This is a genomic window from Phaeobacter italicus (genome assembly GCF_019801785.1).
In the GTDB taxonomy this organism is placed as follows: Bacteria; Pseudomonadota; Alphaproteobacteria; order Rhodobacterales; family Rhodobacteraceae; genus Phaeobacter; species Phaeobacter italicus.
The window spans coordinates 512665-539432 of the sequence record NZ_JAHVIJ010000003.1; the positions used below are offsets into that span (position 1 = coordinate 512665).

The 26768-nt window shown below is 56.2% G+C and carries 23 protein-coding genes and 1 riboswitch; of the genes, 17 read left to right on the forward strand and 6 right to left on the reverse strand.

What is annotated here, in order from left to right:
* The first annotated feature begins 204 nt into the window (after positions 1-204).
* The 4 genes from KUV39_RS10060 (at position 205) to KUV39_RS10075 (ending at position 4451) form a co-directional block, all read left to right on the forward strand.
* Complete coding sequence (locus tag KUV39_RS10060) at positions 205-1116, forward strand: sulfotransferase domain-containing protein (RefSeq protein ID WP_222459682.1); 912 nt, start codon at positions 205-207, stop codon at positions 1114-1116.
* Positions 1117-1165: 49 nt separating this feature from the next.
* Positions 1166-1379: riboswitch (cobalamin riboswitch) on the forward strand.
* Between the two features lie 244 nt (positions 1380-1623).
* Positions 1624-2439, forward strand: coding sequence for an ABC transporter ATP-binding protein (locus KUV39_RS10065; RefSeq protein WP_222459683.1), 816 nt, complete (start codon positions 1624-1626; stop codon positions 2437-2439).
* The gene (locus tag KUV39_RS10070) at positions 2436-3371 is read left to right on the forward strand and encodes an ABC transporter substrate-binding protein (protein WP_168578211.1); all 936 of its coding nucleotides are present in this window, start codon (positions 2436-2438) and stop codon (positions 3369-3371) included. The genes KUV39_RS10065 and KUV39_RS10070 overlap by 4 nt, the downstream gene beginning before the upstream one ends.
* Positions 3372-3398: 27 nt before the next feature.
* On the forward strand, positions 3399-4451 hold the full coding sequence (locus tag KUV39_RS10075) for a FecCD family ABC transporter permease (protein WP_222459684.1): 1053 nt from the start codon (positions 3399-3401) through the stop codon (positions 4449-4451).
* A gap of 74 nt (positions 4452-4525) precedes the next feature.
* Here KUV39_RS10075 and KUV39_RS10080 read toward each other — a convergent pair whose 3' ends face one another.
* From KUV39_RS10080 to KUV39_RS10090, 3 genes are all read right to left on the reverse strand, one after another.
* Positions 4526-5632, reverse strand: coding sequence for a M24 family metallopeptidase (locus KUV39_RS10080; protein WP_222459685.1), 1107 nt, complete (start codon positions 5630-5632; stop codon positions 4526-4528).
* Between the two features lie 89 nt (positions 5633-5721).
* Complete coding sequence (locus KUV39_RS10085; RefSeq protein ID WP_222459686.1) at positions 5722-7311, reverse strand: ABC transporter substrate-binding protein; 1590 nt, start codon at positions 7309-7311, stop codon at positions 5722-5724.
* A 41-nt stretch (positions 7312-7352) separates the two neighbouring features.
* Entirely contained in the window at positions 7353-7967 is a 615-nt protein-coding gene (locus KUV39_RS10090) for a helix-turn-helix domain-containing protein (protein ID WP_222459687.1), read from the reverse strand.
* Positions 7968-8213: 246 nt separating this feature from the next.
* Here KUV39_RS10090 and KUV39_RS10095 point away from each other — a divergent pair, with 246 nt between their 5' ends.
* From KUV39_RS10095 to KUV39_RS10140, 10 genes are all read left to right on the forward strand, one after another.
* Complete coding sequence (locus KUV39_RS10095; protein WP_222459688.1) at positions 8214-9257, forward strand: ABC transporter permease; 1044 nt, start codon at positions 8214-8216, stop codon at positions 9255-9257.
* A 9-nt stretch (positions 9258-9266) separates the two neighbouring features.
* Positions 9267-10172, forward strand: coding sequence for an ABC transporter permease (locus KUV39_RS10100; RefSeq protein ID WP_222459689.1), 906 nt, complete (start codon positions 9267-9269; stop codon positions 10170-10172).
* A complete protein-coding gene (locus tag KUV39_RS10105) occupies positions 10169-11008 on the forward strand; it encodes an ABC transporter ATP-binding protein (protein ID WP_008560923.1) in 840 nt (279 codons plus the stop codon). Before KUV39_RS10100 ends, KUV39_RS10105 begins: the two co-directional genes overlap by 4 nt.
* Positions 11005-11754 carry an ABC transporter ATP-binding protein gene (locus KUV39_RS10110; protein ID WP_046211202.1) on the forward strand — a complete coding sequence of 250 codons (750 nt, stop codon included), beginning with the start codon at positions 11005-11007 and terminating at the stop codon, positions 11752-11754. Before KUV39_RS10105 ends, KUV39_RS10110 begins: the two co-directional genes overlap by 4 nt.
* A 3-nt stretch (positions 11755-11757) precedes the next feature.
* Positions 11758-12249, forward strand: a complete 492-nt coding sequence (locus tag KUV39_RS10115; RefSeq protein WP_168578204.1) for a GAF domain-containing protein — start codon at positions 11758-11760, stop codon at positions 12247-12249.
* 718 nt (positions 12250-12967) lie between these two features.
* The gene (locus KUV39_RS10120) at positions 12968-13810 is read left to right on the forward strand and encodes a hypothetical protein (protein ID WP_222459690.1); all 843 of its coding nucleotides are present in this window, start codon (positions 12968-12970) and stop codon (positions 13808-13810) included.
* A gap of 298 nt (positions 13811-14108) precedes the next feature.
* Positions 14109-15470 carry an antiviral reverse transcriptase Drt3a gene (gene drt3a / locus KUV39_RS10125; protein WP_222459691.1) on the forward strand — a complete coding sequence of 454 codons (1362 nt, stop codon included), beginning with the start codon at positions 14109-14111 and terminating at the stop codon, positions 15468-15470.
* Positions 15460-17592, forward strand: a complete 2133-nt coding sequence (drt3b, locus tag KUV39_RS10130) for an antiviral reverse transcriptase Drt3b (protein WP_222459692.1) — start codon at positions 15460-15462, stop codon at positions 17590-17592. Before drt3a ends, drt3b begins: the two co-directional genes overlap by 11 nt.
* A gap of 1143 nt (positions 17593-18735) precedes the next feature.
* Positions 18736-22020 (forward strand): DEAD/DEAH box helicase, encoded by a 3285-nt coding sequence (locus tag KUV39_RS10135; RefSeq protein ID WP_222459693.1) that lies wholly within the window; start codon positions 18736-18738, stop codon positions 22018-22020.
* A 145-nt stretch (positions 22021-22165) separates the two neighbouring features.
* Positions 22166-23665, forward strand: a complete 1500-nt coding sequence (locus KUV39_RS10140; RefSeq protein WP_222459694.1) for an LA2681 family HEPN domain-containing protein — start codon at positions 22166-22168, stop codon at positions 23663-23665.
* A gap of 494 nt (positions 23666-24159) precedes the next feature.
* On the opposite strand, the gene KUV39_RS10145 is transcribed toward KUV39_RS10140, so the two are convergent.
* Complete coding sequence (locus KUV39_RS10145; protein ID WP_272877475.1) at positions 24160-24420, reverse strand: pyocin activator PrtN family protein; 261 nt, start codon at positions 24418-24420, stop codon at positions 24160-24162.
* Positions 24421-24454: 34 nt separating this feature from the next.
* Positions 24455-24814 carry a helix-turn-helix domain-containing protein gene (locus KUV39_RS10150; RefSeq protein ID WP_222459695.1) on the reverse strand — a complete coding sequence of 120 codons (360 nt, stop codon included), beginning with the start codon at positions 24812-24814 and terminating at the stop codon, positions 24455-24457.
* Between the two features lie 362 nt (positions 24815-25176).
* Here KUV39_RS10150 and KUV39_RS10155 point away from each other — a divergent pair, with 362 nt between their 5' ends.
* Positions 25177-25641, forward strand: coding sequence for a hypothetical protein (locus tag KUV39_RS10155; protein WP_222459696.1), 465 nt, complete (start codon positions 25177-25179; stop codon positions 25639-25641).
* Positions 25642-25800: 159 nt separating this feature from the next.
* Here the strand turns inward: KUV39_RS10155 and KUV39_RS18795 are convergent, their stop codons facing one another.
* Positions 25801-26106: a helix-turn-helix domain-containing protein gene (locus KUV39_RS18795; RefSeq protein WP_050673170.1), complete on the reverse strand. Its 306-nt coding sequence runs from the start codon at positions 26104-26106 to the stop codon at positions 25801-25803.
* A 93-nt stretch (positions 26107-26199) separates the two neighbouring features.
* On the opposite strand from KUV39_RS18795, the gene KUV39_RS10165 reads away from it, so the two are divergent.
* Both KUV39_RS10165 and KUV39_RS10170 read left to right on the forward strand, forming a co-directional pair.
* The gene (locus tag KUV39_RS10165) at positions 26200-26424 is read left to right on the forward strand and encodes a helix-turn-helix transcriptional regulator (RefSeq protein ID WP_008563076.1); all 225 of its coding nucleotides are present in this window, start codon (positions 26200-26202) and stop codon (positions 26422-26424) included.
* Positions 26421-26744 carry a hypothetical protein gene (locus KUV39_RS10170; RefSeq protein ID WP_037302255.1) on the forward strand — a complete coding sequence of 108 codons (324 nt, stop codon included), beginning with the start codon at positions 26421-26423 and terminating at the stop codon, positions 26742-26744. Before KUV39_RS10165 ends, KUV39_RS10170 begins: the two co-directional genes overlap by 4 nt.
* The last annotated feature ends 24 nt before the right edge of the window (positions 26745-26768 follow it).

Below are 26768 nucleotides of genomic sequence, written 5' to 3' on the forward strand. Positions count from 1 at the left end.
TGGTAAAGGTGGAGAAATAATCATGACCTTCCGCCGCAATTCACGTTGATTTCTTGGTCTTGCCGAGCGGTCCCTGCCGCGCCATAGCCAATTCGCCAGTCTTGGTGCGTATTGCGCGCTGGGCATCAGGTGTTGTTGCGGCACGCGGTTTGGCCACCCAAAATGTGGCTCGCGCTTTGGTTGTTTCTGTGGTCTGATTTTGGAATGATACGCCCAGCCAGTCCACCCTCCCGTCGCTATGGCGGCAAGATCGCTGATCCGAGCCGCTGGCAGAGTTTCGAGCCCCGCGCGGGCGATGTGGTGGTGTCCACACCGCCCAAGTCCGGCACGACCTGGACCCAGGGCATTCTTGCGTTGCTGATGTCTGGAGATCCGGGCGTGGATGCGGCGCTCTCACGCAAGGCGCCCTGGCTGGATGTAACCTCTGCCGAACAGGATGCCCTTGTTGCGGGGCTCAACGCGCAGCCTGGCAGGCGGCAGGTCAAGACGCACACGCCGCTAGACGGGATCCCATACTGGCCTGATCTGCGTTATATCACGGTGTTTCGCCATCCGATCGACGTGCATTTTTCCTTTCGCAACCACGTGGCCAACATGCGCGAACCGGTGCTGAGCGACATCTTCCCGCTGGACCCGCGCGAGGGGTTTGCGATCTTTCTGGAGGGAGACCATCGCGATGGCGCCAGTCTGGTTTCGATCGTGGATCATTTCCACAGCGCAATTGCGCGGCGCCATGCGCCCAATCACCTTTCGCTGCACTACGCCGATATGATGCGCGATCTGACGTGGGCCGTGGGGCACATCGCGGATCACCTGTCCATCGCCCATCCGCCCGCGGTGATGTCCGACCTGATCGCGGCGGCCCGCTTTGACAACATGAAAGCCAATGCCGACCGCTTTGCCCTGTCCGCAGGAGAGGGGTTCTGGCGCGAGGATCGTGGGTTTTTCCACAGTGCCAGTTCACAGAAATGGCGGGGCATTCTGTCCGAGGCTGACATGACAGCCTACCGCAAGCGCATGTCCACATTGCTGCGCCCCGCCGAGCAAAGCTGGCTGGAAAACGGTGGGGGGCTCTTGGCAGAGGTCTTTGCCGGTGGTGACACCCAGCCCAGCTGAACCAGTCAAGGCTGCAACTGAAACCCCCTTGACAGAAACGTCGGTGATCGCCAGACCAGCGAAAGATGGTTCTCGCGACGCCTCAGGCAATCCGGGATGAAAAGGGAACACGGTGCGGCGTACCCAAAAGGGACCAAATCCGTGACTGCCCCCGCAACTGTGAGCGAGGAGCTCTCTGCCGAAACCACTGGCCCACCGGGCCGGGAAGGGGCAGGGCGCGTTGATCCGCAAGTCAGGAGACCTGCCATCAAGATATTTTTTCCCGGGCGGGGCGTCCGGACGAAATAGCTTGGTGTGCTGCGCTTGCGCTGCCACAGCATCACGTTTTCGTCTGATGTCACGCGTTTCTGCGGAGGGCAGAATGCTATGTGATTGGACGCGCAGAGATTTGATCTGCGCAGGGGGCGATATTGGCTGCGACCGCGGCTTTGCCCGTCCTGAAATCCTGCGGTGGGCGGTGCCCCTGCATACGGTGCGCAGGCCGCGCGGCCAGCGAGGTGGTCACTGATGGTGGCTGATTTGCGGGCGGCAAGTCTGACCGTCGACACCGTGTGCTGGGGGCCCAGTGCGACGCAGCCAATGATCCTGCAACCGGTGTCTTTTCAGCTGGCTGCGGGGCGGGTGCTGGGTGTTGTTGGCGCCAATGGCGCAGGCAAGACCACGTTGCTGCGACTTCTTTACCGGTGGGCGCGTCCTCTTGGGGGGCGGATCATGATTGATGGGCAGGACATCTGGCAGATGCCCGCACGTGCCGCGGCGCGGCGGGTTGCGGCGGTCCTGCAAGAGCAGCCGACCGATTTCGCCCTCACCGTAAGGGAGGTTGTCGCATTGGGCCGCATCCCGCACCGGCAGGGGTTTGCGCGCCCCGGACAGCGCTGCAATGCACAGATGGATCAGGCGCTCTTGCGGCTTGATCTTGCGCATCTGGAACAGCGCCCCTTTGGGACATTGTCCGGCGGAGAGCGACAGCGCTGCATGGTGGCGCGTGCCTTGGCGCAAGAGCCGCAGATCCTGGTCCTGGATGAGCCGACCAACCACCTGGATATCCGCCATCAGCTTGAAGTGATTACCCTTATTCGCGATCTCGATGTGACCATCGTCACCTCGCTGCATGATCTCAATCTCGCGGCAGAGCTCTGCGACGACATTCTGTTGCTGCGTCAGGGGCAGGCCATTGCCTTTGGTGCGCCGGGCGATGTGCTCACACCTGCGCGGGTGTCGGCTGCTTTTGACGTCGATGTGCACGCCGAACAGCTGTCGCTCAGCGGGCGGCAGCATCTCACCTACCATCTTGCAAACACAGACACAGGCTATCTGAAATGAAACTGACCCTCCCGATCATCGCGGCCCTGGCAATTGCAGGCCCTGTTGCCGCCCAAACCACAGTCGATAGCTGCAACCGTCAGGTGACATTTGAGGCCCCGCCAACAGCCGCAGTCTCGAATGATGTGAACCTGACCGAAATGATGCTGGTTCTGGGGCTTGCGGATCGGATGGTCGGCTACACCGGCATCTCCGGCTGGAAAACCCTGGATGAGGAGATGCGCGCAGGGGTCGAGCAACTGCCAGAGCTGAGCGCGAAATACCCCACGAAAGAGGTGCTTTTGGGGGCAGAGGCGGATTTCTATTTTGCCGGGTGGAACTACGGCATGAAGGTGGGCGGCGAGGTGACACCGCAGACGCTGCAGCCCTTTGGGATCGCCGTTTATGAACTGACAGAGAGCTGCATCCACATTGGCGAGAAACCCAAAGTGTCGATGGAAGACATGTACGCCGACATTGAAAACCTCGGCAAGATTTTTGGCGTTGAAGACAAGGCCACGGCCCTGATCGAAGGCTATCGCGCCGAACTGGCAGCCTTTGCGCCGGATCGCGCGGGCGATCAGAAACCACCGCGTGTCTTCGTCTACGACAGCGGTGAAGAAAGCCCGTTCACCGCCGGACGCTATGCCATGCCCACCGCCCTGATCGAGGCGGCGGGAGGCACAAACATCATGGACGACTTTGAAAAGAGCTGGGCAACCGTGACCTGGGAAGAGGTCGTGGAGCGCAACCCTGAAATCGTGGTCATCGTGAACTACGGCAATGTCACCGCCGAAGAAAAACGCGCCTTCATGATGAACAATCCCGCCTTTGCCGAAATCGACGCAGTCAAAAACGACCGGTTCGTCACGCTTGAATATGTCGAGGCTACGCCGGGTCCGCGCAATATCAAGGCGATCAAGAAACTCGCGGCTGCCTTTTGGCCGCAGTGACAGCGCATCCCTCAGGAGGGTTGAGACATGAGTGACAGCACAACACACCGTCCGCTGGGAATGGGGCGACGCGGGGCCGCGCTGCCTTGGGGTGTCTGCGGCACCTTGGTGCTGGTGCTGTCCATCTGTCTCGCTGTATCGGTCGGGGCGGTATCGATCCCGCTGGCCACGGTTTGGGGTGTGCTGGTTGATGCGGTTGCACCGGGGTTGGTAGAGCCCAGCTGGTCCAAGGGGCGTGCTGCCATCGTCTGGGATATCCGCTTTCCTCGTGCGCTTTTGGCGGCGCTTGTGGGGGCAGGGCTTGCGATTGTGGGGGCGGCTTTGCAGGCTGTCACCCGCAATCCGATCGCTGATCCGCACCTTCTGGGGATCTCCTCCGGAGCTGCCTTTGGCGCAATCCTTGCGTTGCTGCACACGGGCCTGTTTCTGGGGCTTTTGACCGTGCCGCTGATGGCGTTTGTCGGGGCCCTTGGGGCCACGGTTCTGGTTCTGGCGGTTGTCCGATTTGCGGCCGCAACCAGCGCTGATCGGCTGATTCTGGTGGGGGTGGCTGTTTCCTTTGTCATCATGGCAGGGGCCAACCTCCTGATCTTTCTGGGGGACCCGCGCGCATCGCACACTGTTGTCTTTTGGATGCTGGGCGGGCTTGGGCTGGCGCAGTGGTCGCATCTGATCTACCCGGCAGCGGTGCTTGTGCCCTGCGGGCTGTGGTTCTGGCTGCGCAGTTCCGATCTCAATGCGATGACAATTGGGGATGAAACCGCCGCGACCCTTGGCATTGCGGTGCGCCGCTTCCGACTGGAGATCTTTGTGTTGGGCGCGCTCGTTACCGGGACGATGGTCGCATTCTCGGGGCTGATCGGATTTGTCGGGCTGATGATCCCCCATATCGCCCGGCTGATGGTGGGCGGTGATTATCGCCGGGTGCTGCCGCTTTCGGCGCTTTTGGGGGCGTTGTTTCTGATCTGGGCAGACATTGCCGCCCGCACGATCATGGCACCAGAGGACATGCCCATCGGTGTTGTCACGGGCTTTGTCGGGGGTGGGTTCTTTATCTGGCTGCTGCGCCGCGTGGGTTGAGGCGCGGCGACACATCGTCAAAAACCAATGACATGAGAAAGGGCAGGGCCGCAGCGCGGCCCCGCCCGAAAGGGTCAGCTCAGCCGCTTCATGTCTCGCGGCATCTGCGAAAACACCTCAGCGCCGCTGTCGCGCAGAATGACGATCTCTTCAAGGCGCACACCGAATGCGCCATCCAGATAGATGCCGGGCTCAATGGAAAAGACGTTGCCGACCTCCAGCACGCGGTCTGAATTGGCGGCGATATAGGGGGGTTCATGGATATCAACCCCAAGCCCGTGCCCGGTGCGGTGCAGGAACCGGTCGCCATAACCTGCGGCTGTGATGACATCGCGCGCGGCCTTGTCCACGTCACTGGCCCGCGCACCCGGTTTGGCTGCGGCAAGAGCGGCCTGAACCGCCTGTTCCACCACGGCAAAGACCTCTTCGTAGGCATCGGTTGGCGTGCCGAAATAGCCGCAGCGTGTCATGTCGGATGGGTAGCCAACCAGACGGCAGCCGGTGTCGATCAGCACTGCCATCTCGCGCTCTAGCCGCGTCTCGCCGGGGGTGTGATGCGGAAATGCGCTGGAGGCACCAAAACAGACCGAGCAGAACTCCAGCGTCGCGCCGAGGGCGGCATATTCCGCCTTGATGATTTCGACGATGTCGCGCTCCTTCACACCTTCGGCTAGGGCGTTGAAGGCGGCCTTTACCGCCGTGTCGTTGGCCAGATGCGCCGCCTTGATGGCAGCGGCCTCCTGATCGTCCTTGCGGGTGCGCAACAGGCCGACAGTGTCCTCGGTGAAACGATGGCGCGGGGTTTCAAGCGCCGCCAGAAGACGCAGCGAGAAATCCGAGCGCATGGTTTCATCCAGAACCACAGACAGATCCGCGCGCGTGGCCCCACATGCGGCCAGAACCTCTTCCAACGCAGCCTCCGGGCCCTGATCGTCGCTCCAGCTGTGAAAGGGCAGATCGGTATCCTGGCGCGCCGCGGCGGCATTAAGCGCAGGCATCAGAAATCCCGCGTAGTCCGCGCTCACCATCAGCATGACGGGCCGTTCGTCGCCGTGGGGGTGCACGCCGGTGAGCCAGGCCATGTGGCTCGACGGGCCAAGCGCGACAAGATCGGTGCCTGTCTGCTCCATGCGGGCGCGCAACGCGGCCAGGCGGGTATCGGTGAGGGGATAGGCGCTCATCTAGGGCTCCGGATGTTGGAAAAGGGGAGTGGCTTCAGTCAATGGGAAGGCCGGGCCACCATCGCAGGCAGCCCGGCTCAGGTTCCGGATCAGTCTTTGTCGACCAGACGGTAGAACACGAAATCAGAGGTCGCGCCGTTCACATAGCCGGTGACACCCTTGTCCATCGCAACCTGATAGGCGGCCTGGAACATGATCACGATGGGAGAGCTGGCCTGCACCTCCTGCTGCAACTCGCGGTACATCTGCAAGCGGGTCTCTGCGTCGCCCTCTGACAGGGCCGCCATCGTCTTTTCATTCATCTCCGCCGGAACAGCCCAGGCATTGCGCCATGTGGTGGTCGCGGCATAGCTGTCGTCCGAATTGTCGGAGTTATAGGCAAACGCCTTGGCGTTGGAATGCGGATCCATGAAGTCCGGACCCCAATAAAGCAGCATCGCTTCATGGCTGCGCTCGCGGTACTTGGTGATGACCTGGCTGCCGGTGCCGGGCAGGATTTCAAAGTTGATACCCGCATCGGCAAAACTCGCCTGAAGCGATTGCGCCATATCGGTGAAGGGGGCGGCGTTGATCACATCAAGCGACACGGTGATCGGGCTGTTGATGCCGGCCTCTGCCAGAATGCTTTTGGCTTTTTCCGGATCGTAAGAGAATGGCGTCTCATCATATGAGCCGGGAAACCCCTTGGGCCAAAAGGCCTGATGCACATCCATCTGACCTTTGATGATGGTCTCGGTCATGCCTTTGTAGTCCACCAGATACCGCGCGGCTTCCCAAACCGCCGGGTTGGTCAGGCTGTCTGTCTTTTGGTTAAAGGACAGGAAATGGACCGCCGCCTGCGGGAAGGTTTCAACCTTGATCTCATCACTGCTGAGCGATGCAATCTGATCGGGCGTCATGTTGCGGGCAAGATCCACATCACCCTGTTCCAGCAGCAGCTGCTGGGTCGCGCTTTCCGCCACATGACGGATGATCACGCTGTCCACCTCGGGGGCGCCGTTGAAATAGGTCGGGTTGGCTTCCATGCGGACCATCTGACCGGCGGTATAGCGTTTCAGGGTAAAGGGACCAGAGCCCGCTGCATTGGCATTCAGCCACGCATTGCCCATGTCACCGTCAACTTCGTTTTCGCGCACCAGAACGCTGTCCACGATAGAGGCGGGCCGTGCTGCGAGCACGTTCAGAACAAAGGCGGGGGAAAAATCACCAGCGTATGTGATGGTGACGGTGTTGCCATCGGCCTTCACCATCTCAGCAATATTGTCGGCGTTCCAGCCAAGCTGGGTCAGGATGAACGCCGGGGTCAGGTTCAGCTTCACAACGCGCGAGAAGGAATAGACCACATCCTCTGCCGTGACCGGGTTGCCAGAGGCAAAGGTCGCCCCATCGCGCAGGGTGAAGGTGATGGTCTTTGCCGCTTCATCCGTGGACCATTCCGACGCAAGGCCCGGCGCCAGAACGGTGGTGTCTTCGGCATCATATTGGACCAGACGGTCATAGAGGTTGGTCACCAACTCGCCCGAGGTGAACTCATAGGCCTGCGCGGGATCGATGGCGACGATATCGTCGATGTTCTGGGCAACAACCAGCACATTGTCCGGGGTCTTGGCAAAAACCGCAGGGGCCGCCATTGGCAGCATCATCGCGCTGGCCAAAAGCGCTGTCTTCAGATGTTTCATCAAATCGTCTCCTTGTTGGAAATGGTGTTATGCCGGGCGGGTCACGCCTCGGGTTTTTGGGAAAGCTCCGGCAGATCAATTGCGCCCGCGCGGTTCAGCACAGTCAGGGTGCCCGTCCACAGGATGCGAGCCGTCTGTTCGGTGGGGTTGCGCCAGGCGTGAGGGGTGTCGCCGCGATAATGCAGGCAGTCTCCAACCGTCATGCGAAATGTCTGATCGCCCAGCGTCTGCTCGATTTCCCCGTCAAGCACATAGATGATCTCTTCACCCTCATGGCTCACGGTTTCCGACGTGTATCCCGCAGGAATATGCAGCACGTAGCTCGACATTTCAGAGCCGGGAAACTCTGCCCCCAGCGCTTCGTAGCGCAGCGAGGAATTGTCGAGCGCAAACAGGGGGCGAGACCCGGCGCGGGTCAGCCCGTCAGAGGGCTTTGAAGCCGAGATGAAATAATCCAGACCAACCTCCAGCGCCGCCGCGATCTGCGCAAGGGTGCCAAGGGACGGGGTGGCATTGTCGCGTTCGACCTGGCTGAGGTAGCCAACCGACACACCGGACCCATCACAAAGCGCCTGAAGCGTCATGTTCAGCTGCTTGCGGCGCTTGCGAATCGTGGGTCCAACCTTGGGCTCCTGGATCGTTTTTTCCTGTGGCATTCTCGCTCTTTACTCTTGGATTTCCCGGCCTGGCCAAAGCAGGGGCTTTGGCGGGGTTCGGGTGGGTCTCTCCGTCTCACGCTACAAAAAAAATTTTTGTGACGCAAAAAATATTTTTTGCAACTTGTCAAAATTCCTCTATGCCTGAAGCCGAGAGATGCGCCCGCCAGCCGGTTTGGCGCTGGTGGTAAACCGCGCTAAGCGTTTGATTTTCAATTGTTTGGCCAAAACGGAAAGGGAGAGAGCTTGAGCAGGATCCAGTCTTCCCCCGCCGCCCTTCGCCGCTCTGTTGGCGCGCTGGGAGGGTTTGCGATCGTCACGCTTTTGACCTTTGTCGGGCTGATGGCGATCACGTTTTTCATTGGCCGGGTCATCCCGATTGACCCGGTATTATCCGTGGTCGGGGACCGGGCAACGCAGGAGCAATACGATGCCGCCCGCGTCGCGATGGGGCTGGACCGTCCGCTTGCGGTGCAATTTCTGGCCTATGTCGGTGATGTCTTTCAGGGCAACCTTGGCCATTCCGTTTCCACCAACCGCCCGGTCGCCGAAGATCTGGCGCGGGTGTTTCCCGCGACGCTGGAAATGGCGACCCTCGGCATCATCATCGGGGTGGGCATGGGGGTGCCGCTTGGGGTGTGGGCTGCTGCACGGCAGGGCACATGGATCGACCACCTGATCCGGGTCTTTGCGCTGCTGGGATATTCCGTGCCTGCCTTCTGGCTTGGCCTTGTGGGGTTGGTGGTGTTTTACGCGGGCCTTGGCTGGGTGTCCGGGCCGGGGCGTGTCGATATCTTTTATGAAGGTCTGGTAGAGCCGCGCAGCGGTCTGATGCTGGTCGATTCCGCTTTGGCTGGCGACTGGGAGGTGTTCTGGAACGCCCTTGATCACCTCATCCTGCCTGCCACCATTCTGGGGTTTTTCTCTCTGGCCTACATCGCCCGCATGACCCGCAGTTTCATGCTTGATCAGCTGGGGCAGGAGTACATCACCACCGCCCGCGTCAAGGGCGTGGCAGAGTGGCGGGTGATCTGGACCCATGGCTTCCGCCCCATTCGCGTACCGCTGATCACGGTGATCGGGCTGTCTTATGCGGCGCTGCTTGAAGGTTCTGTGATGATCGAAACCGTCTTCAGCTGGCCGGGTATCGGCAACTACCTGACTGTTGCGCTGCTCAATGCCGACATGAACGCGGTCCTCGGGGCGACGCTGGTCATCGGTGCGGTGTTCATTCTCATCAATAAACTGTCGGATGTGCTCTATCGCATGCTCGACCCGCGCAGCCGATAGGAGGGGGCGATGACCACGATGACAGATTGGTTGCTTGACGACTCTCCCACATCGCGTGTGCAGGCGTCGCTGGGGCGTGGCTACAGGATGATACGCCTGTTGATGCGCAACCCGCTTGCGGTGATTGGCGCGGTGATCCTGCTGACCCTGATCTTTGCTGCGGTTTTTGCACCGTGGATCGCGCCGCACAGCCCGTTGGGCCAGAACCTGTCTCAACGGCTTTTGCCGCCGTCCTCGACCCACTGGATGGGCACGGATGAATTGGGGCGCGATATCTTCAGCCGTGTGATCTACGGCGCGCGGATCACCTTGATGATCGTTGCGCTGGTGGCGGTGATCGCGGCGCCACTTGGCCTGCTGATCGGGGCGGTTTCGGGATATTTCGGGGGGTGGACGGACAAGGTTCTGATGGGCGTCACGGATGTGTTCCTGTCGATGCCCAAGCTCATCCTTGCGCTGGCCTTTGTGGCGGCGCTGGGGCCGGGGATCGAGAATGCAATCATCGCAATCGCAATCACCTCCTGGCCGGCCTACGCACGTATCGCACGGGCCGAGACGCTGACCTTTCGCAATGCCGAATTCATCTCGGCCATGCGTTTGCTGGGCGCAAGCCATGCGCGCATCATCACCGACCATGTGCTGCCGCTTTGTACCTCATCGATGATCGTGCGCGTCACACTGGATATGGCCGGGATCATCCTGACCGCCGCGGGCCTTGGCTTTCTTGGTCTGGGGGCCCAGCCGCCGTTGCCGGAATGGGGCGCCATGATCTCGCGCGGGCGCGCGTTCATCCTTGATCAATGGTGGGTGGCCACCATGCCGGGTTTTGCCATCATCGTGGTCTCTCTCGGCTTCTGCTTTTTGGGTGACGGGCTGCGCGATGTGCTGGACCCCAAACAGGGAGGCAAATCATGAGCCAATCGCCTTTGCTGGAACTTGAAAACCTGCGGGTCAGTTTTCCAACCCCCAAGGGGCGGGTTGAGGTGGTCAAGGGGCTGTCCTTCACACTTGGACGTGAACGTCTCGGCATCGTCGGAGAGAGCGGATCGGGCAAATCCATGACCGGCCGTGCCATCCTGCGCCTGGTGCGCAGACCGGGCCAGCAGGACGCGGACAAGATGACCTTTGACGGGATCGATCTGCGCCGCCTGTCAGAACGGCGGATGCGGGATCTGCGCGGGGCGCGGATTTCCATGATCATGCAGGATCCCAAATTCTCGCTGAACCCTGTGATGACCATTGGCGAACAGATCGCAGAGGCGCTGCGGACGCATGAACGGCTTGCCCGTCGTGACGTTCAGGCGCGGGTGCTGCAAATGCTGGAAGCGGTTCGCATCAACGATCCCCAGCGGGTGATGGCGCTTTATCCGCATGAGGTATCGGGCGGCATGGGGCAGCGGATCATGATCGCAATGATGTTGATCCCGCGCCCTGATCTGCTGATTGCGGACGAACCGACATCGGCGCTTGATGTCTCTGTACAGGCCCAGGTGCTGGACCTGATTGACGAATTGGTGCGCGACAAGGGCATGGGGCTGATCCTGATCTCTCATGATCTCAATCTGGTGGCGCGCTACTGCGACCGCATTTTGGTGATGCACGCAGGTCAGGTGGTCGAAAGCTGCGCCGCAAGCGAGCTGCACAATGCCACCCATCCCTATACCCGCGGCCTCTTGGCGGCGGTGCCCAGGATGGAAGAAACCCGGGAGGAACTTCCCGTTCTTGACCGCAGCGCATGGAGCGGCACATGACAGCGATCTCTCTGAAAAACCTTGATATCTCTTATGGGCCCACCAAGGTGGTTGAGGCGGCAAGTTTCGATGTGGCCGAGGGAGAGAGCTTTGCCCTCGTCGGTGAAAGCGGCTCAGGAAAATCCACCATCCTCAAGGCCATCGCCGGGCTTGCCCCCGACTGGACGGGAGAGATCACCGTCCTGGGGCAGCCGCGCGGACATAGTGTCGATCATGGGTTTGCCAGCCGGTGCCAGATGGTGTTTCAGGATCCATATGGCTCGCTGCATCCGCGCAAATCCGTCGACCGTGTGCTGAGTGAGCCGCTGAAGATCCACGGCATTTCCAACCGCGATGCGCGGGTCGAGGACATGCTGGCGGCTGTGGGGCTCGACCGCCGGTTCCGCTTTCGCTATCCGCATCAGCTCTCTGGTGGGCAGCGCCAGCGGGTCGCAATCGCGCGTGCATTGATGCTGGAGCCCAAGGTCATGCTGCTGGACGAGCCGACATCGGCGCTCGACGTGTCCGTGCAGGCCGAGATCCTCAATCTGCTCAAGAAACTGCGCCGCGAGCAGGGGCTGACCTATCTGATGGTCACCCACAACCTGCCTGTCGTCAGCTTCATGTGTGATCGCATGGCAGTGATGCACAAGGGGCGTATCGTTGAAATTGCCCCGGCCAGCGCGCTGCATGACGGCCGGTTCCAAGACCCTTACACCCAATCCCTTTACGCCGCTTCAGGCGGCAACCCTGACCGCAAGGACTAGGATATGACTGATACACGACCCGCCCGCCTGGCATTTGAGCAGGCCATGGCAGAGGCGCAGGATGCAACCGCCGCCTATGACGCGCTGTGCGCGCTGACAAAGGCCACGGTCGGCGCCAAGCTGTTTACCGTGATGACCGCAGACATGGATGCCATGCTTGCCTGCCGCACCTACACCGATGATCCGCAAAACTACCCCACAACCGGCACCAAAGAGATCGAGATGAACCGCTGGTTCGAACAGGTCCATGGCCGCCACGAGACATTTGTCTCAAATACCCTTGCCGATATCGACACGGTCTTTCCCGACGCAGACCTGATCGGCCAGCTCGGCTGCGGGTCCGTCATCAACCTGCCGGTCATTCTGCGGGGTTCGATGGTTGCCACGGTGAACATCCTCCACGAGGAAGGCTATTACACACCCGAGCGTGTTGCCCTGGCCCAGGACATCCTGCGCCTGCCAGCCATGACCGTCCTCGCCTTTGCAGGCAGCTGAGAGGGGCGCGCTTGCCCGCAGCAGATCTTTTGCCGTTCCGTTTCAGGTCGATTTGTGCGAGATAGCCGACCGACCTCATGATCCTTGCCGGGCCGCCGCCCGGACGCAAGGATCCGCGCAACGCGTTTCAAGGACCTGGTGCAGACATGGCAGACACAGCATCAACACAAAACATCCCCCGCGCCGCCCGCCTGAGCGTGGCACCCATGATGGATGGGGTGGAGGGTTTGAGAAAGTATTAAATTACAAGTTGTTACACGGTACTCGTGAAGATGTTGGGGTTCCGTGTTGGGGCGGGCAGGATTGCGGGGCCTGTTGTGAGTTGTCCAACGCTTGTGACTGATTGCGGCATCGACTATCGCCTCGTGCTCCACCACTTGAGACTTGGGGGCGGGGCACGTGTATTCGACTGCTATGCGCAATAGCACCCTTTGCAAAGTCGCAGCGGCCAGCCAGGCCAAAAGACGTGACCGGACCCCTACGGACGTTCGCCAGGTTCGGCTTTGCTGCAGCGCGGCTTCCTATACCGGACCTTCATGGCACCGCGCATCATAGTCCAGTGCCCCAAGGGCAGCAGTGCGGACAAAAGCTGTCAATCGCATTTTCAGGAGTCTTTGACGCCAGTCTAGGTTAATGCTGTCAGCAAAGAGCTAGAAGAGGGTAAGCGGCTCCCCTAAAGTCGCAGTAGCGCTCGATTGGCCTCGGAGACCTACAGGGAATGACGATCACGACATGGGCAATGGCCGACGCGAAGATGAGCGTTGCCGTTAATGGGACATTTTTACCGTTCAAGAATGCGCCGGATGCTATGCAGCGCTTTGTGCGGCCCGCTCTCTTCTCAACTGAAGACGAATCTTGGGAGTTACGGACGTTCGGCACTGCGTTTCTATGCAGGTATCAAGATTTGGCTCTCGCAATCGCGACCGGCCATCAAGTCGGTGATGGGGGCGACAAGCCTCTCCCAGAAAAGTTCGTTGTTCTAGCATCGACTGGCGAACGCACGATTGCTATCCCCCCCGCGTACGCGCTCAAGCCACTCATCGAAGAAAAGGAGTATAAGTCGCTACAGGACCTCTGCATCTTCGATTTCGATGAGCGGGCTAGTGAACGTAACATTGCAACGCTCGATCTAAGTGCTGTTCGATGGTCAGACGATCCCAAACTAACCGTCGACTACTCGTTCTTGATCGGATACCCGACGGAGTCATTCGGCGCCGATATCAATGAAGAAGGGGAATGTCAGCGCTTCGTAAACAAGTGGATTCGGCAGGATCTTGAGCCTGATGGACCCGCCCTGATGGATATCGATAACCGAGACATGTTTGTGAAACATTCTCAGTCGACACGCTTAAGCACCGATCCAGACGGCCTGAGCGGCTCCCCCGTTTTTTCGATCGTTCACGATGCTGCATCCGAACGCCATCTCCGCTTCGATGGGATTGTGACGGACGCGCGCAACGATAGGTTCGCGGTCTACCCAAGTGTTCACATTCGGCGTCTCTTGGACCAGATCATAATGGAAGATGGACGAAAAAGTGGGGATGCAGAAGAAAAGGAATAGTCGGCTCATAATAGCGAGGCAGCCGAGCCGCAGTCGCGGTTTCCGATTGACTGCTTAAGGCTTGGAGCTGACATGCGGCGGCGCAGTGGGTCGTGCGCCTGGCAGGCAGCGGCGGCCGTCGCTCCCGGCCCACAGCTGCCGTTTGGCTGCGGCGGATCGAATGACTGCTATGGCGTTCCAGTTCTGCCCAGACCATTGCCTTCGGACTTTTCACCAAGGTTAAGCGTTACTTGGTTGCAACCCGCTCAATTATGAGGTGTGCTTCGGTGATAAGGCGTTCATCAGGGCTGCATACTACGTGTTTGATCAATCATTCTCCCCACAGAACCTAAGAAAAATTACAGAGATCGAAAACAGGCGAGGCTCAAACAAGAGTCTCGAGTTTTTTCCTTCCGTTCTGGTTGCCACCGAAGAGCTAAAAGATTGCATAAGGGCGACCAAACAGTTCCGAGCCACTCACAAACACAAGTATTCGGTAGCTGACCAAGCGATTTTTGACGCACTCAAAGAAGATCGTGAAAATGCTAGGAAAGCAAGGGATCAAGAGTTGCTTTCATGCTTAGCAAACGTCTCGGATGAAATATCAAAGAAGAGCTTTAGGATTAGCATACGCAGGGTGGGAGGCCCCAGTGGAAAGCCTGTCTATGTCGTTCCTGAAACACCCGTAGATGCCTATGCGCAGAGCTACTACGCGATCAAACAAATCGCCAACAACATCTCCAGAATCTACAAGGTAAGGCAAGCGAATAGAAATCAAATTGTAACACAACTGAGCGACTGTTTGAGTGACGGATTTCCGTACCACGTGGTCAAACTGGACGTGCAAGAGTTCTACGAGTCGGTTGACCACTCTGTTTTGCTTACCAAGCTGAAGTCTGATCAACTCATAAGCGCAACTACAATGCGTCTGATCGAACGCCTTCTTTGGGACTATGCCGCAGTTGCTGGAACACCTGGGCGGGGTTTGCCACGTGGTGTAGGCCTCAGCGCCATCCTGTCAGAACTATACATGCGGGATTTTGATGACCGCATATCGACACTGGAAGAAGTCGCTTTCTATGCGCGTTATGTTGACGACATCATTGTACTTTTTGCACCCACGAAAGGTTCTACTACCGACGGCTATCGTAAGAAAGCAGTCGAGGAACTCAGGCGAAAAAGGCTGGTCGTAAACTCTACAAAATCAAGGGAAGCTCCGCCCGATACGGAGCTGACATATTTGGGTTACGAGTTTCGAGAGGTGCTTCGCACCTCTTGTAAGGTCTTAATGAGCGACGCAAAATTCCAGAAATACAAGAAAAGGATCGACGCGAGTTTCACAAGGTATGATCGGCAGCGGGCCAGAAATCCAAAGAAAGCCTATAGATTGCTCGTAAAGCGGGTGCAGTACCTCACGGGTAACACGCAGCTAACGCACAGCAAAAAAAATGCCTTTGTCGGCATCTACTTCAGCAATCCACACCTGACAGACTTGTCACAACTTAAGAGACTAGATGATGCGCTCGCTACCCATATTCACAAGCAAACACACAGCGCAAATCTAAGGGCCAAGCTTCGACAGTACTCATTTCAAAAAGGCTACTCTGAAAGAGTATTCCGCCGGTTTCATCGGCAAGATGAATTTGAAGAAATAACAAAGGCTTGGAAGTATGGTCAATAAGCGCTCAATCCCGGCAAACTATAGCTACCACAGGCCGATACTCTCTGACGTTCATCCATTCGAAGTTCCACCGACTTTCAGCAACGGGGGTTTCTTTGACTTTGTTACCAAGTACGATGTGAGACTCGAGCAAAGAGGTCGAGATACATTTGTTGTTTGGGAGTGCCCCGATGATCGATTGGACGAGGTGATTCAACTACTATTCAAAACCTGCCAAAAGCACCCGTTGGCTTCACCGCCAGCGAAAAGAGACCGGAGAACCATCGAGAACCCAACGCAAAGTAATCTTCTCCGAGACGGAAAAGCAATATCAAAGAGAGAATGGAAGCTTTCGGAGCACGCTATGCGGACGAAGCCTTATGGTTTTGATATCGCGCATAAAGAGCGCGAGTTCCGCAGGCTGTCTGTAATCCATCCGAGAAATCAGCTGGCTGTCGCGCATTTTTACAATCTGAATAGCGCCAACATAATCTACTATGCAGGCCTAAGTGAGTTTTCGATTCGGTATCCCGCGTCGGTGGCCAAGACCGTGAAGTTTTCTGATCGTTTGTTTTATGAGCGCCGATCAGCAGTCGCCGACACCGTTGAACAAAACTCAAAAGAATACGAGAACCTCGGTTCGTTCTTTTCTTACAGAAGCTATAGCAATATTTTTAAGTTCTTCGAGCACTATAAGTACCATAACGCGGAGAAGAAGTTCGACCTCCTGCTCCGGCTAGACGTCTCAAAATGCTTCGATAGCATCTACACACATTCGTTGCCTTGGAGCACTTTGGGAACCGCAGCGGCTAAAGACTTTCTGGATGAATCGAGAAACACCTTCGGGGGTAGGTTTGATAGGCTTATGCAGGAAATGAACCAAGGCGAGACCAACGGTATTGTTATTGGCCCAGAGTTCTCCAGAATATTTGCTGAGGTTATTTTGCAGTACGCTGACAGGAGTTTTCAGCGTTCAATGCTCGAAGTTCATGGGTGCCGCCACCGAGACGACTATCAAGCTTTCAGGTATGTGGACGACTACTTTGTTTTCTGCACATCTCAAGTCGATTTGGGGCACGTCGAAAGGCAACTCGGGATCGCACTGAAAGAACTGAAGCTTGGCGTCAATACGTCGAAATCTACCGTCATAAGAAAACCAATTATCACGCATCTCACAATCGCCAAGAACCGTGTTCGTTCATTGCTTGGAGAGTGCATCGAAATCTATGAAAAAGAGGTAGATGACCCAAGCGGATCGGGAGCGAAGGTAAAGAAATTCACACCAAGAGTTCGATCCAATAACCTGATCGTCGGCTTTAAAAGTGTCCTGCATGAGACCGGCGTCGAGTACAAGGATATCCTAAACTACTCTTTTGCGGCACTTGAGAGGAACACTTCAAAGATTTTTCTGAAAAACGAGCAAACACTGAAATCTCTGAGGGACGAGCGAAAACTGACTCAAGCCCTCATTGGAATATTGGAGTTTTCGTTCTTTGTTTACGCTGCGGATCCAAGGGTAAACATCTCGATCCGGCTTGCTCGTTTGGTTTCCATAATGGTCGATCAAATGAACGAAGCAGGTGTTGCGCGAGATACTAAACACCAAGTATTCAAGTACATCTTCGACAATATTACGCGACAGCTACGGCGAACCTCTACGAAAGGGCAGCCTAACATTGAGGTGATGTACTTAATTTTGGCGTTAAGAAAGCTCGGGCGGGAGTATCTCGTGTCCGAAGAAGCGCTGGCTGGCTATTTTGGAATGGAGAACAGCGGTCAAGGCAATAGTTACACGGCGACCATTGAGATTGACTACTTCGCGGTCACCGTTGGTTTGAGCTACGCGACCAGAAAACGGAGATATTCGAAGTTTCGTCAAGCCTTAGAAGAGGCTCTTGTAACCAGAGTGAAGACCCGGGCAGCCTATGTTCACAACGAGGCGGAACCCTTGATGGCTTATCTGGATATCGCTTGCTGTCCCTTCGTTTCGGCTCGAACCAAGTATCGCCTTGCGCGCGTTTACGGACATTCGGTCACGGATTTCCGCGCCATCAAATCAGCTTCGCCATTTTGGTTCACGGATTGGAAAGGTTTCGATTTTTCCATCGCACTGGACAAGAAACGCACGAGAGAAGTATACTGATGGCAGAGCTTCGCCTAAACTAAATTGCCCGCCTTTCAGGCTATGCGGCACACACACAAGCTCCAAGATCAGGCAGCCTATAAACGGTAGCTGGTCACGCTGGCGGGGGGGCGGACCGCTGGCTTTTCCACTTTGAGTTTCTTGCTGAAAGGCCCGAAAGCTGCCATTCGGTTAACGTGCAGCGAACTTCCGCGTCCCGCCCTTCCTGTAGGCGCGGCTCCTAGACGTGACCACCTGAGCGTAGGTCCGCTTCGGGCTGGCAGCAGCCATCGACGCCGGTATCTGGAGTGGAAGTTCAGTCTCAGGTCTGGGCCGTTCGACCGGGATTTGAGGCTGCTCTTGCGGAGAAGGGCGGCTTTCCACTGTGCGACTGCGGCATAGCCCTTCAAGTCCTCTCGTCAGATCCCGGGACTTTGCAATTGGTTCGCTGTACACTTCGTTGTTTGAAGCTGTCATCCTCTCCGTAGCGTCGAACTCGGGTGAGGGCAGCCGAGAAGTTTTTCTGCAGTTCCCGTTCCACCTTGATGTAGCTCAGTTGATAGTTGCAGGATACATGCAATTTTTAGGTGATTCATTCTTGGGGGAACCATGCGCACATTTCTCTGCATATTTGTAATTTTCGCAGTGGTGGCTGGTGGCGGTCTAAATGCCGCGGCTGATCTAAACCACAGCGTGCCAAGTCAACAAGTACGTACCATCCCGGCCGCCTACACGGCGTCGGCTTGGGAACGCCTTCGTGCGCTTGGTCTCAATACTGAAGGGACAATTTGGAATGCCGCTTGCTGCAAAACCTGTCGTAAGGGGAAAGCTTGCGGAAACTCTTGTATCAGTCGCAGCAAGACATGCCGTAAGGGCCCAGGTTGCGCCTGTGATGGGTGAAAATGAGAATTCTGCACCCTTTTGAAGAAGGCTCCAGCCCAAATGCGACATTCGTTCTGCAGCTACATCTGGCGGCCCTGCCCATTTTCAGGCGGAAAGCGGCCATTTGCTGCAGAACAGCACAAAACCGTTCAATCAAGGGAAGCGGAAGTTGGATTTGGAGGTTCCGGACCTGGCTTGATGAAGACGTTTCGGGAGTGCAATTTTGTGGCGAAGAAGTGATTGACTGATTATACTTAAGAGTGCACATATTAAGGAAATTGAATGAGTTTGTTTCCCCTATGGCGCGGGACGATCCGTGTCCCAGCGCTATCTCCGAAGACAAAGAAGTATGGCGCTTCGACCCTTCGCCATACTCTCTTTGAGAGTTTTCAAGCCAAGGCGGAGATTTTTGATATCCCGCAAAGCAGCTACAAACGGATCGTTACCAACTGTAAACCACCTTTCAACACGATGCTGCTTCGCCCGAAAGGAGTGAAGAGGATTGAGCAAGAAGAGTTGGTTCTTGCAACAGGCGGCATCGAAGACTGGCATAAGTTGCGGGTTTTAGATGATCTACGACTCGAAAACACTGGAGTGTTAGAGCAGCATACGTTTGCTCCAGATGAAATTTGCGCCTCGTGGGCAGGTGACTTCAGTTTCAACGAGTTTGCCCCAGAACTGAATGCTGCTGGTCTTCGTCGCCCTCAGATTGGATCTCTTCACGCAATCTCCGCGCACTTTGCAGTTGGAGGGGAGTTTGAGGCCGCAACGGTTGTTCTCCCGACTGGTACAGGAAAAACCGAAACAATGCTGGCTTCTCTGGTGTATCGGAGAATTCCTAAACTTCTCGTACTTGTGCCTTCCGATGCGCTGAGGAACCAGATTTCCAAGAAATTTGAAAATCTAGGAATTCTTAGGGAGATTGGATGTGTTGTTCCAGAGGCATTCAATCCAAGCGTCCTGAAACTTAAGGAAGGTATCAAAAGCCTGGATACCCTCGACGGAATTCTTCAAAACACCAACGTCATAGTCACTCTTCCAAACACGCTGGCTTCCTGCAGTGACGCTGTTTTTGAGAAGCTGTGTCAGAACTGCAGCGATCTATATGTTGATGAGGCCCATCACGTCTCAGCGTCAAGTTGGCAGCGAGTGAAAGATCAGTTCGCAAGGCGGAGAGTTGTGCAGTTTACTGCAACTCCATTTCGACAAGATCGGAAGCATATTGGTGGCAGGATTATCTTTAATTATCGGCTTAGCGACGCCCAGAAGGATGGGTACTACAAGCCAATCCGCCTCGAGACGGTGGAAGAGTTTGGAGAAACCGAAACGCGCGACTACGCCATAGCTGAACGGGCGTTAGAAGTTCTTCGTTCGGATATCTCGCACGGTCATGAGCATTTCATGATGGCCCGAGTAACGGGCTGGGAGCGAGCTGAAGAGGTACTTCAGATATACCAGAAACTTGCTCCAGAGTTTCATCCTGTAGCCGTATACACTGGCACTGGTCGCGGTCCTATCAATCGAAATGCACTCGATTCCCTCATGAGCCTTGAACCAGGTACATCCAGGATAGTTGTGTGCGTAAACATGTTGGGAGAAGGATTTGATCTTCCCAACCTGAAAGTTGCGGCAATTCATGAAAACCACAAAAGTTTGGCCGTTACACTTCAGTTTGTTGGGCGTTTTACGCGAAAGGCTGACAACGTAGGTGATGCGGCTGTGGTGGTGAACATCGCCGACACAAACGCGGAGAGAAGCCTCAGTGACCTCTACGCTGAAGGAGCTGATTGGGATCGTGTGATCAGCCGACTGAGCGAGAACAAAATCCAGGGAGAATTGCAGCTCCAAGAGGTCATAGAAGGGCTCAAGAAAAGCGGCACGCTACATGAAAAGCTCTCGTTGTGGAACCTCAGTCCCAATCTCTCAACGCAAGTCTATAAAACAAAATGCACGGATTGGAACCCGCTGGCATACGCCGAAATACTGAAGGGTTCCGGGCAGTACTGGCACGCGCTAAGCGAAGAAGACAATGTGCTCATTGTCGTAGGATATCTGGAAAGTCGGGTAAAATGGGGGCGCTATGAAAGCTTGAAAGAAAGCTCCTATGAACTCCTGATCGCATTCTGGGATGAGGAAAACAAAACGCTCTTTATGAACTCGAGTTCCTATGATGCGATGCGTGTTGGTTCAGTTGCGAAAGCGGTTTGCGGAGACGAAACGGAGCTTCTCACCGGTGATCCAATTTTCCGGGTTCTTAACAACGTTCAGCTTCCACTTGCGAAGAATCTCGGTTCTTCTCGTTTGGGTGCTATCAGCTTTACGTCCTACTTTGGCCCTAATGTGACCGAAGGACTGGCTAGTATCGAGAAGGCAGAGTCTGCGTTGAACAACATCGCTTGCATGGGATACGAGGACGGCGAAAAGGTTCTGTGGGGAGCCGCGCAAAAGAAGGGCAAAATCTGGCAGCAGAGCAGCGGATCAATTGATGACTGGATGAAATGGTGTTCGCGAACACTCCAGAAACTCGAAGACACAAGTGAGGACAGGAGCAATATCACCGTTGGCTTCTTGAGACCGCAAACACTCAAAGCTCCCTATGATGAGCACCCCATCTCCATCCAATGGGGAGAATACCTACAGAGTTCATTCTCCAACTATCTTTCCATCTACTTCGGTGACGTGGCTGTACCTTTGTATATGGCTGATCTGCGCATCGATGGCGTGGAGAATGATGGGGCGATCCTCTACTCTGTTTATAGCGAAAACCACGCTGCGCAGTTTCGCTTCAAAATTGATGAGAAAGTAACCAACGGCTATTTTCATGAGCCTGTTGCAGGAGATGAGATTAAATTTCAGATCAGCAAAGAACGTCTAAGAGACTTCCAAGAGCAGATGGTGGTTGACCCGCTTTTGATCCGCTATGTGGACGGCACTTATTCGTACAACAAGTTTCACATCCCCTTCGACCTCAAAGCTGATGATTTCCCATCCGAGCGGCTTGAGGCCGTCGATTGGAACGGTGTTGACTTAGGTCAGGAGTCAATGGGGAAAAGCAACAAGAAGGATACGGTGCAATATCGTAGCTTTGAGGTGTTAGAAGCCGAGCACGACGTGGTTTTCAACGATGACGGCGCTGGTGAAGCCGCAGACCTTGTTGGCCTAAAGGATGTGAGCGAAGATGAAATCCGCCTGACCTTGATACACTGCAAATACGCCAGCGATGGAAAGGTCTCGGGACAGATCGCCAATCTCTATGAGGTTTGCGGGCAGGCCCAGAAGTCCATCGTCGTGAAACATGAAGGGTTACCGAAGCTGGCAACATCACTTAGAAAGCGCCATGAAAAATGGGCTAAGCAAGGGGCTTCACGTCTACTAAAGGGTGACCTCAAGAAGCTGTCGTACTTTGTTGAAAAGTCGCGAAAGGCTAAGCTGAGTTTTGGAGTAGTTATCGTTCAGCCGTCCGTCAGTGAGGCGACATACTCTCCAGCTATGGCCAAGCTGCTCGCCAATACTGAACTCTTCTTGAAACGAACCACGGAGGCCGATTTTCGTTTCATAGGTTCTTAGAAACTTCTCCGCACACAGCAAGATGTCCCGTGTTAGCAAGCGTCGCCTTAACGGGTGTTCTGAATGCCGCCAAGGACGCTACAGTAGCGGTCACAAAATGATTTATTCCGACCAAACACAGCGTGAAGGGGGAAGGCGAAAAGCAATGAAACCTACGGAAGCAGAAATGCAAACCGATGACCTGGCGCAGCGCATTGATGCGGCATCTGATAATGGCGATACTGCTGCACTCGAAAGCTTGGACGCCGAATGCGCTGGTCTCCTCGGACCTGCAGGCCCTCCTGACGCTTTGCTCTATTACTTCCGCTCGAACATCCAAGAAGGGTTGCAATCTGCTCTGAATCCCCAAGACTGGGCGTGGCGCCAACCCCACAAAGAGAAGCAGATTCTTTTTCTTCGCAAGGCTCGTGACGCTTACTCAGCCACGACACTCGATCCCTCTCGTTTTGCTCAAACAGTTACCAACTTGGCCAATCAGATGAACACGTTGGGGCGTCCTGTCGAAGCCTTGCGCCTCTACGCAGGCGTGCTTCGCACCAGGCCGCGGTTTGCTATGGCTCTAGCGAACCGCGGCCTCGTGCGCTTCTGCTTCGCTCGCATGGTCCATGACGACGGGCATCGTGCGGTTCTGGCAGCTTATGCCTGCCGTGATCTTGAACATGTCGTTGATCCAAAGCTTGAATGGGACAGCGCACCGTCCAACATCATTCATATCGTCAAAGCGAAGGCAGAAGAGATACGGTCTGCCGTTGATGTCGATACCGTGCTCGCCCGAACCGACCTTGACGGATGGCCGCTCGGAGACGGGGATGAAAAGACGTACCGCCTCCGCATTCTCGACCGACAACTGTTCCTGAACCCTCTCGTAATGCTTGGCGCTCATTCGATCGCGGCTGCCGACCCACTCCACCTGCCAAGCCACACGTTCTCGCAAGGAACCGTTCCACCCCTGGTCGGGTGGTACAACCAGATGAAGCAGGAATTCATCGGTGCGCGCCTGCTCTATCACGAGGCGATGGAAGCGGAACCGCTGGAAGACTGCCCGCCACATTTCGCAGACGACGACGTTCGTCTCTACGACACGCTCGACTATCCAGCCTTTTCGATCGGCGCTGAAAAGCTGCGCCTCGCGTTCCGCACAGCCTACAGCCTGTTGGACAAGGTTGCGGGGTTCGTAAATGCGTATTTTGACCTTGGGCACAATCCAAACCGGGTCGATCTGCGCGGAGTCTGGTATGAAAATCCGCGTAAGCGGAACACACTGCATCCCAAGGTCGCGGATCGCCCGAACCTCGCGCTAAGGGGCCTCTATTGGCTGTCTTTCGACATCGTCGGCGAAGCAATGAATGGACCTGACGACGCACTCGCACCAGAGGCCACCCATTTGAACGCCCTTCGCAACGCTCTTGAACATCGCTGCCTCGTGCTAACGAGCGAAAATTTCGGTGCGCTCGACAACGACAGTATCGAACGCGAGAGCATTGCTGCTTTCCAGCACAACACGGAGCGGATGCTCGAACTTGCCCATGAGGCACTGATTTTGCTCTCGCTCGCGATGCATGAGGAGGAGATGCAGAAGCGTCGAGATCGGAAAGACGACGCTTTGGTTGTGAACACTGTACTTCCAGACTACCGGCGCGACTAGGCAGAGTTTTAAACAAGCCGCGATCAAAAAAGAAGCAGCTGTGCGGAGCGCAGCAAAAGTCCGGTGCCTCGGCAAATAGTGAGTTCAAACTACTGAATTTTCGGCATCGCGGCGAAAGTCAGCAATGCGGGCTGCTGATGCCGCATCCAATGATCTGGTTCAAGGTCGGCTATGGGCCGGTCACGTCTTCGGGCCTGGCTGACCGCTGTGACTTTGCAAAGGGCGCTATCTGCGCACAGCAGTCATCTGGTATTGCTCAGGCTGCAGCTGGAGCGAACGGCAGCAAGGTTGACATATGTCCCGAGTGCGGCATTGCGCTGATCCATGGAACTGCGCCGAACGTCTGCTCCATGGATCCTCTTTCATCTGTTGAGAACCAGGGCCGCACTCGTCAAGAACGTCTCGGATAAGCTGGGACCGCGCTTTGGCTTTGCCTGGAGTAAACCGTTGCAATACACCGAAGCAGGGGCTGGGCGCTGAGCATCCATTCGGCTCTAGCCGTGCATCTTCAAGAAATCGCGTTTCGCGGCTGCCCGACGTGCGTCTAGGTAGTCCGCAAGGTCTTGGAGATGTACGCCTTTCGCGCTTTTTTGGCTGGTCTCGATTGTCACCAATGGGAGTGCGATCCCTCCGTCGTTTATCTTTCGGAGGAATGACAGGAGCGTCAGGTGGGGGAAATAGTCGGCTCGGACCTTGTCGGCGGGGATGACAGCATGCCCGTCATATTGGGCCATCAGGAGGAAGGCGGTGTTCATTTGGGCCTCGTGTTCGTGTCGGCTAGGTGAGCAGTTATTCGGCTGAGGCTGGCAACAATGCGTTGACCCCCTCGACAACACGGTTGATTGCGTTCTGACCAGCGTTGTCGCAGCCTCTATAGGCAAGTAGAAGTCGCGTCTCTGCAGGAGCGAGTTCGGTCGGGACTGTTTCAGGGCCGTCCACTGCTGGAAAGAGCTTGACCAGAGGGACCTCCAGCGCATTCGCGATTTGCCAGAGGCGAGAGGCGCTGACGCGATTTGTACCGGCCTCGTATTTTTGTACTTGCTGAAACTTTATTCCGATCTCATTGGCGAGCTGCTTCTGACTCATGCCGCGAAGGCGCCGGGTTTGTCTGATCATCGTGCCGACGTAGATGTCAATTTCATGGGGCAAGGGTGGGGACTCCTGATTTTAGGGTAGCTTAACGCGGTTGGCCAATTCGGCCTAGCCAGGCGTCAAACTCGGTCAGCAGGATGTTGAACCTGCTAGAGGCTGGGTGATCGGTTTCGAGTTCGCGCCGACTGGAAACGCCGCAGCAGGTTCGTAGGTATTCTGCCGCAGCAGTCGAATGAAACTGCTCTCCGGGTAGGCCGCAACGAGTTGCAGCAAATTTTTGGAACCGCGGGTCATTGCAGAGGATCCCGGCACGGCGTGGCAAGTTGATCTCAATTTTGCTATGAATATCCATGTAATCTGATCCAAGTGCGCAGGCAGCGGATGGATGGAGGATTGCGCTGCCTGCGCGATCCGCGTCCGTGAGTGGGCGCGAAACCGGAAACTTGCAGCGCGTCAATCCAGCCATCACGCGCCGCATTCGGGTGTCTGAGTGTGTTGCTCTGGTGGTGCTACGCCGCGCGTTTGCCAGCGCACCTGTATCCCTTCGCTTCGGCAATGCTGCGGGTTTTCCGGGCAATCCGATCGAGCGTTTGATCAAGCGGCTCGGGTGGTGGAGTAGGGCGCTCGTAGAGATGCGCGGCGCGCAGGCGTGCTGGGTCGAAGCGCTGCCCGCGGGCGGCTTTCAGGGTGGCCCAGGCGGCAGTGAAAAGAGCCGTATCGTCAAGGTGGTCCTGTGGCTGACCGACGATCTGGCGCGCAGTATTCGTGATGTCTTGCATTCAATCCTCCATCGGTTGATAGAGCTGAATATTCACCTTGGGAATATTCCAGTCAAGAATAAAAATTCCCATCAGGAATATTTTGTCATCGCATCGGATGCGTGAGACTAGCAGGATGGGGCATCGACCTTGCTGTCATAGGCGCGTTGTTGGAGCAAAAGTCGCACTTGCGGGTGCTGGGTGGGATTTTTTCAGGTAGATCTATGAAAGACCAAGAGTTTCAAGAGCTGCTCAAGGCTATGACTGCCAAGCAGCTCGATTGTTTTATTCTTCAGCTGGCGGATGCTGGTCTAATACAGCGCGTGCCATGTCCAACCAACCCTGTTTCCGTTCGTCTGGGAGCGTCCGAAAAACCTCTAGAAGTCTGAGCTCAGCAAGCTCTTTATCGTCCACGAATAATTGGTAAAGGGGAACCTCCAGGGCCTCGGCTATATAGCTGAGGCTCCGGATGGTCGCTCCATCCCAGCCTCGTTCGATCTTCGAAATAGTCGACTGCTCGAGTCCCGAGGCCTCGGCAAGCGTGGTTTGGTTCCAGCCCTTGAGCTTTCTGAGTCTCTTGATCGAAGTCATGCTGAACTATCTCATCAGCCGCGAACTTCCGCAAAAGCCCGACAGGAATAAATATTCTTGACATGAATATTCCGCTGAGGAATATCTCGTCACATGACAAAGCTCTCGAGTTACTTGAAAGAAAAGCGGATCCGCCAAGCCGATTTTGCCGAACAGGTTGGTGTCAGTCAGGGAGTTATCTCTCGGTTGGCCAACGGTGCATCTAAACCAGGTCTTGATCTTGCGGTCCGCATCGAGCGTGCCACTGCGGGTTCTGTTTCTGCTAGCACATGGGTTTCTCATCAGGAAGAGACCCGGTCGATGGAGGAGGTGACATGACCCACCCACGCCTGACCTTGATTGTGAACAATGAAATGACATGCTCGCAGTCTGGCAGGGATTTCGACCAAAAGTCTTGGTCGAATAAGTTTGATCCCTATGCGCTAAAGGTTAGTGGTCCCGAGCTGTGGTCTGCCTACTTCAGAGCCCGCTTTGCCTCCCCGCGAGAGGTCGCTCTGTTTTGCGATGTGAGCTTTCAGACCGCGCTGAACTGGTGGGGGGCTGTGACAGCCCCGGCCGGGCATATCGCCATTCTGGTCATGCTGAGCGATCCGGGCGCGCCTGCCTTCTTTGCTGACAGCTTGCGGAGGGCCGCATGATGACGTGTTTGCAGCCGATTATTC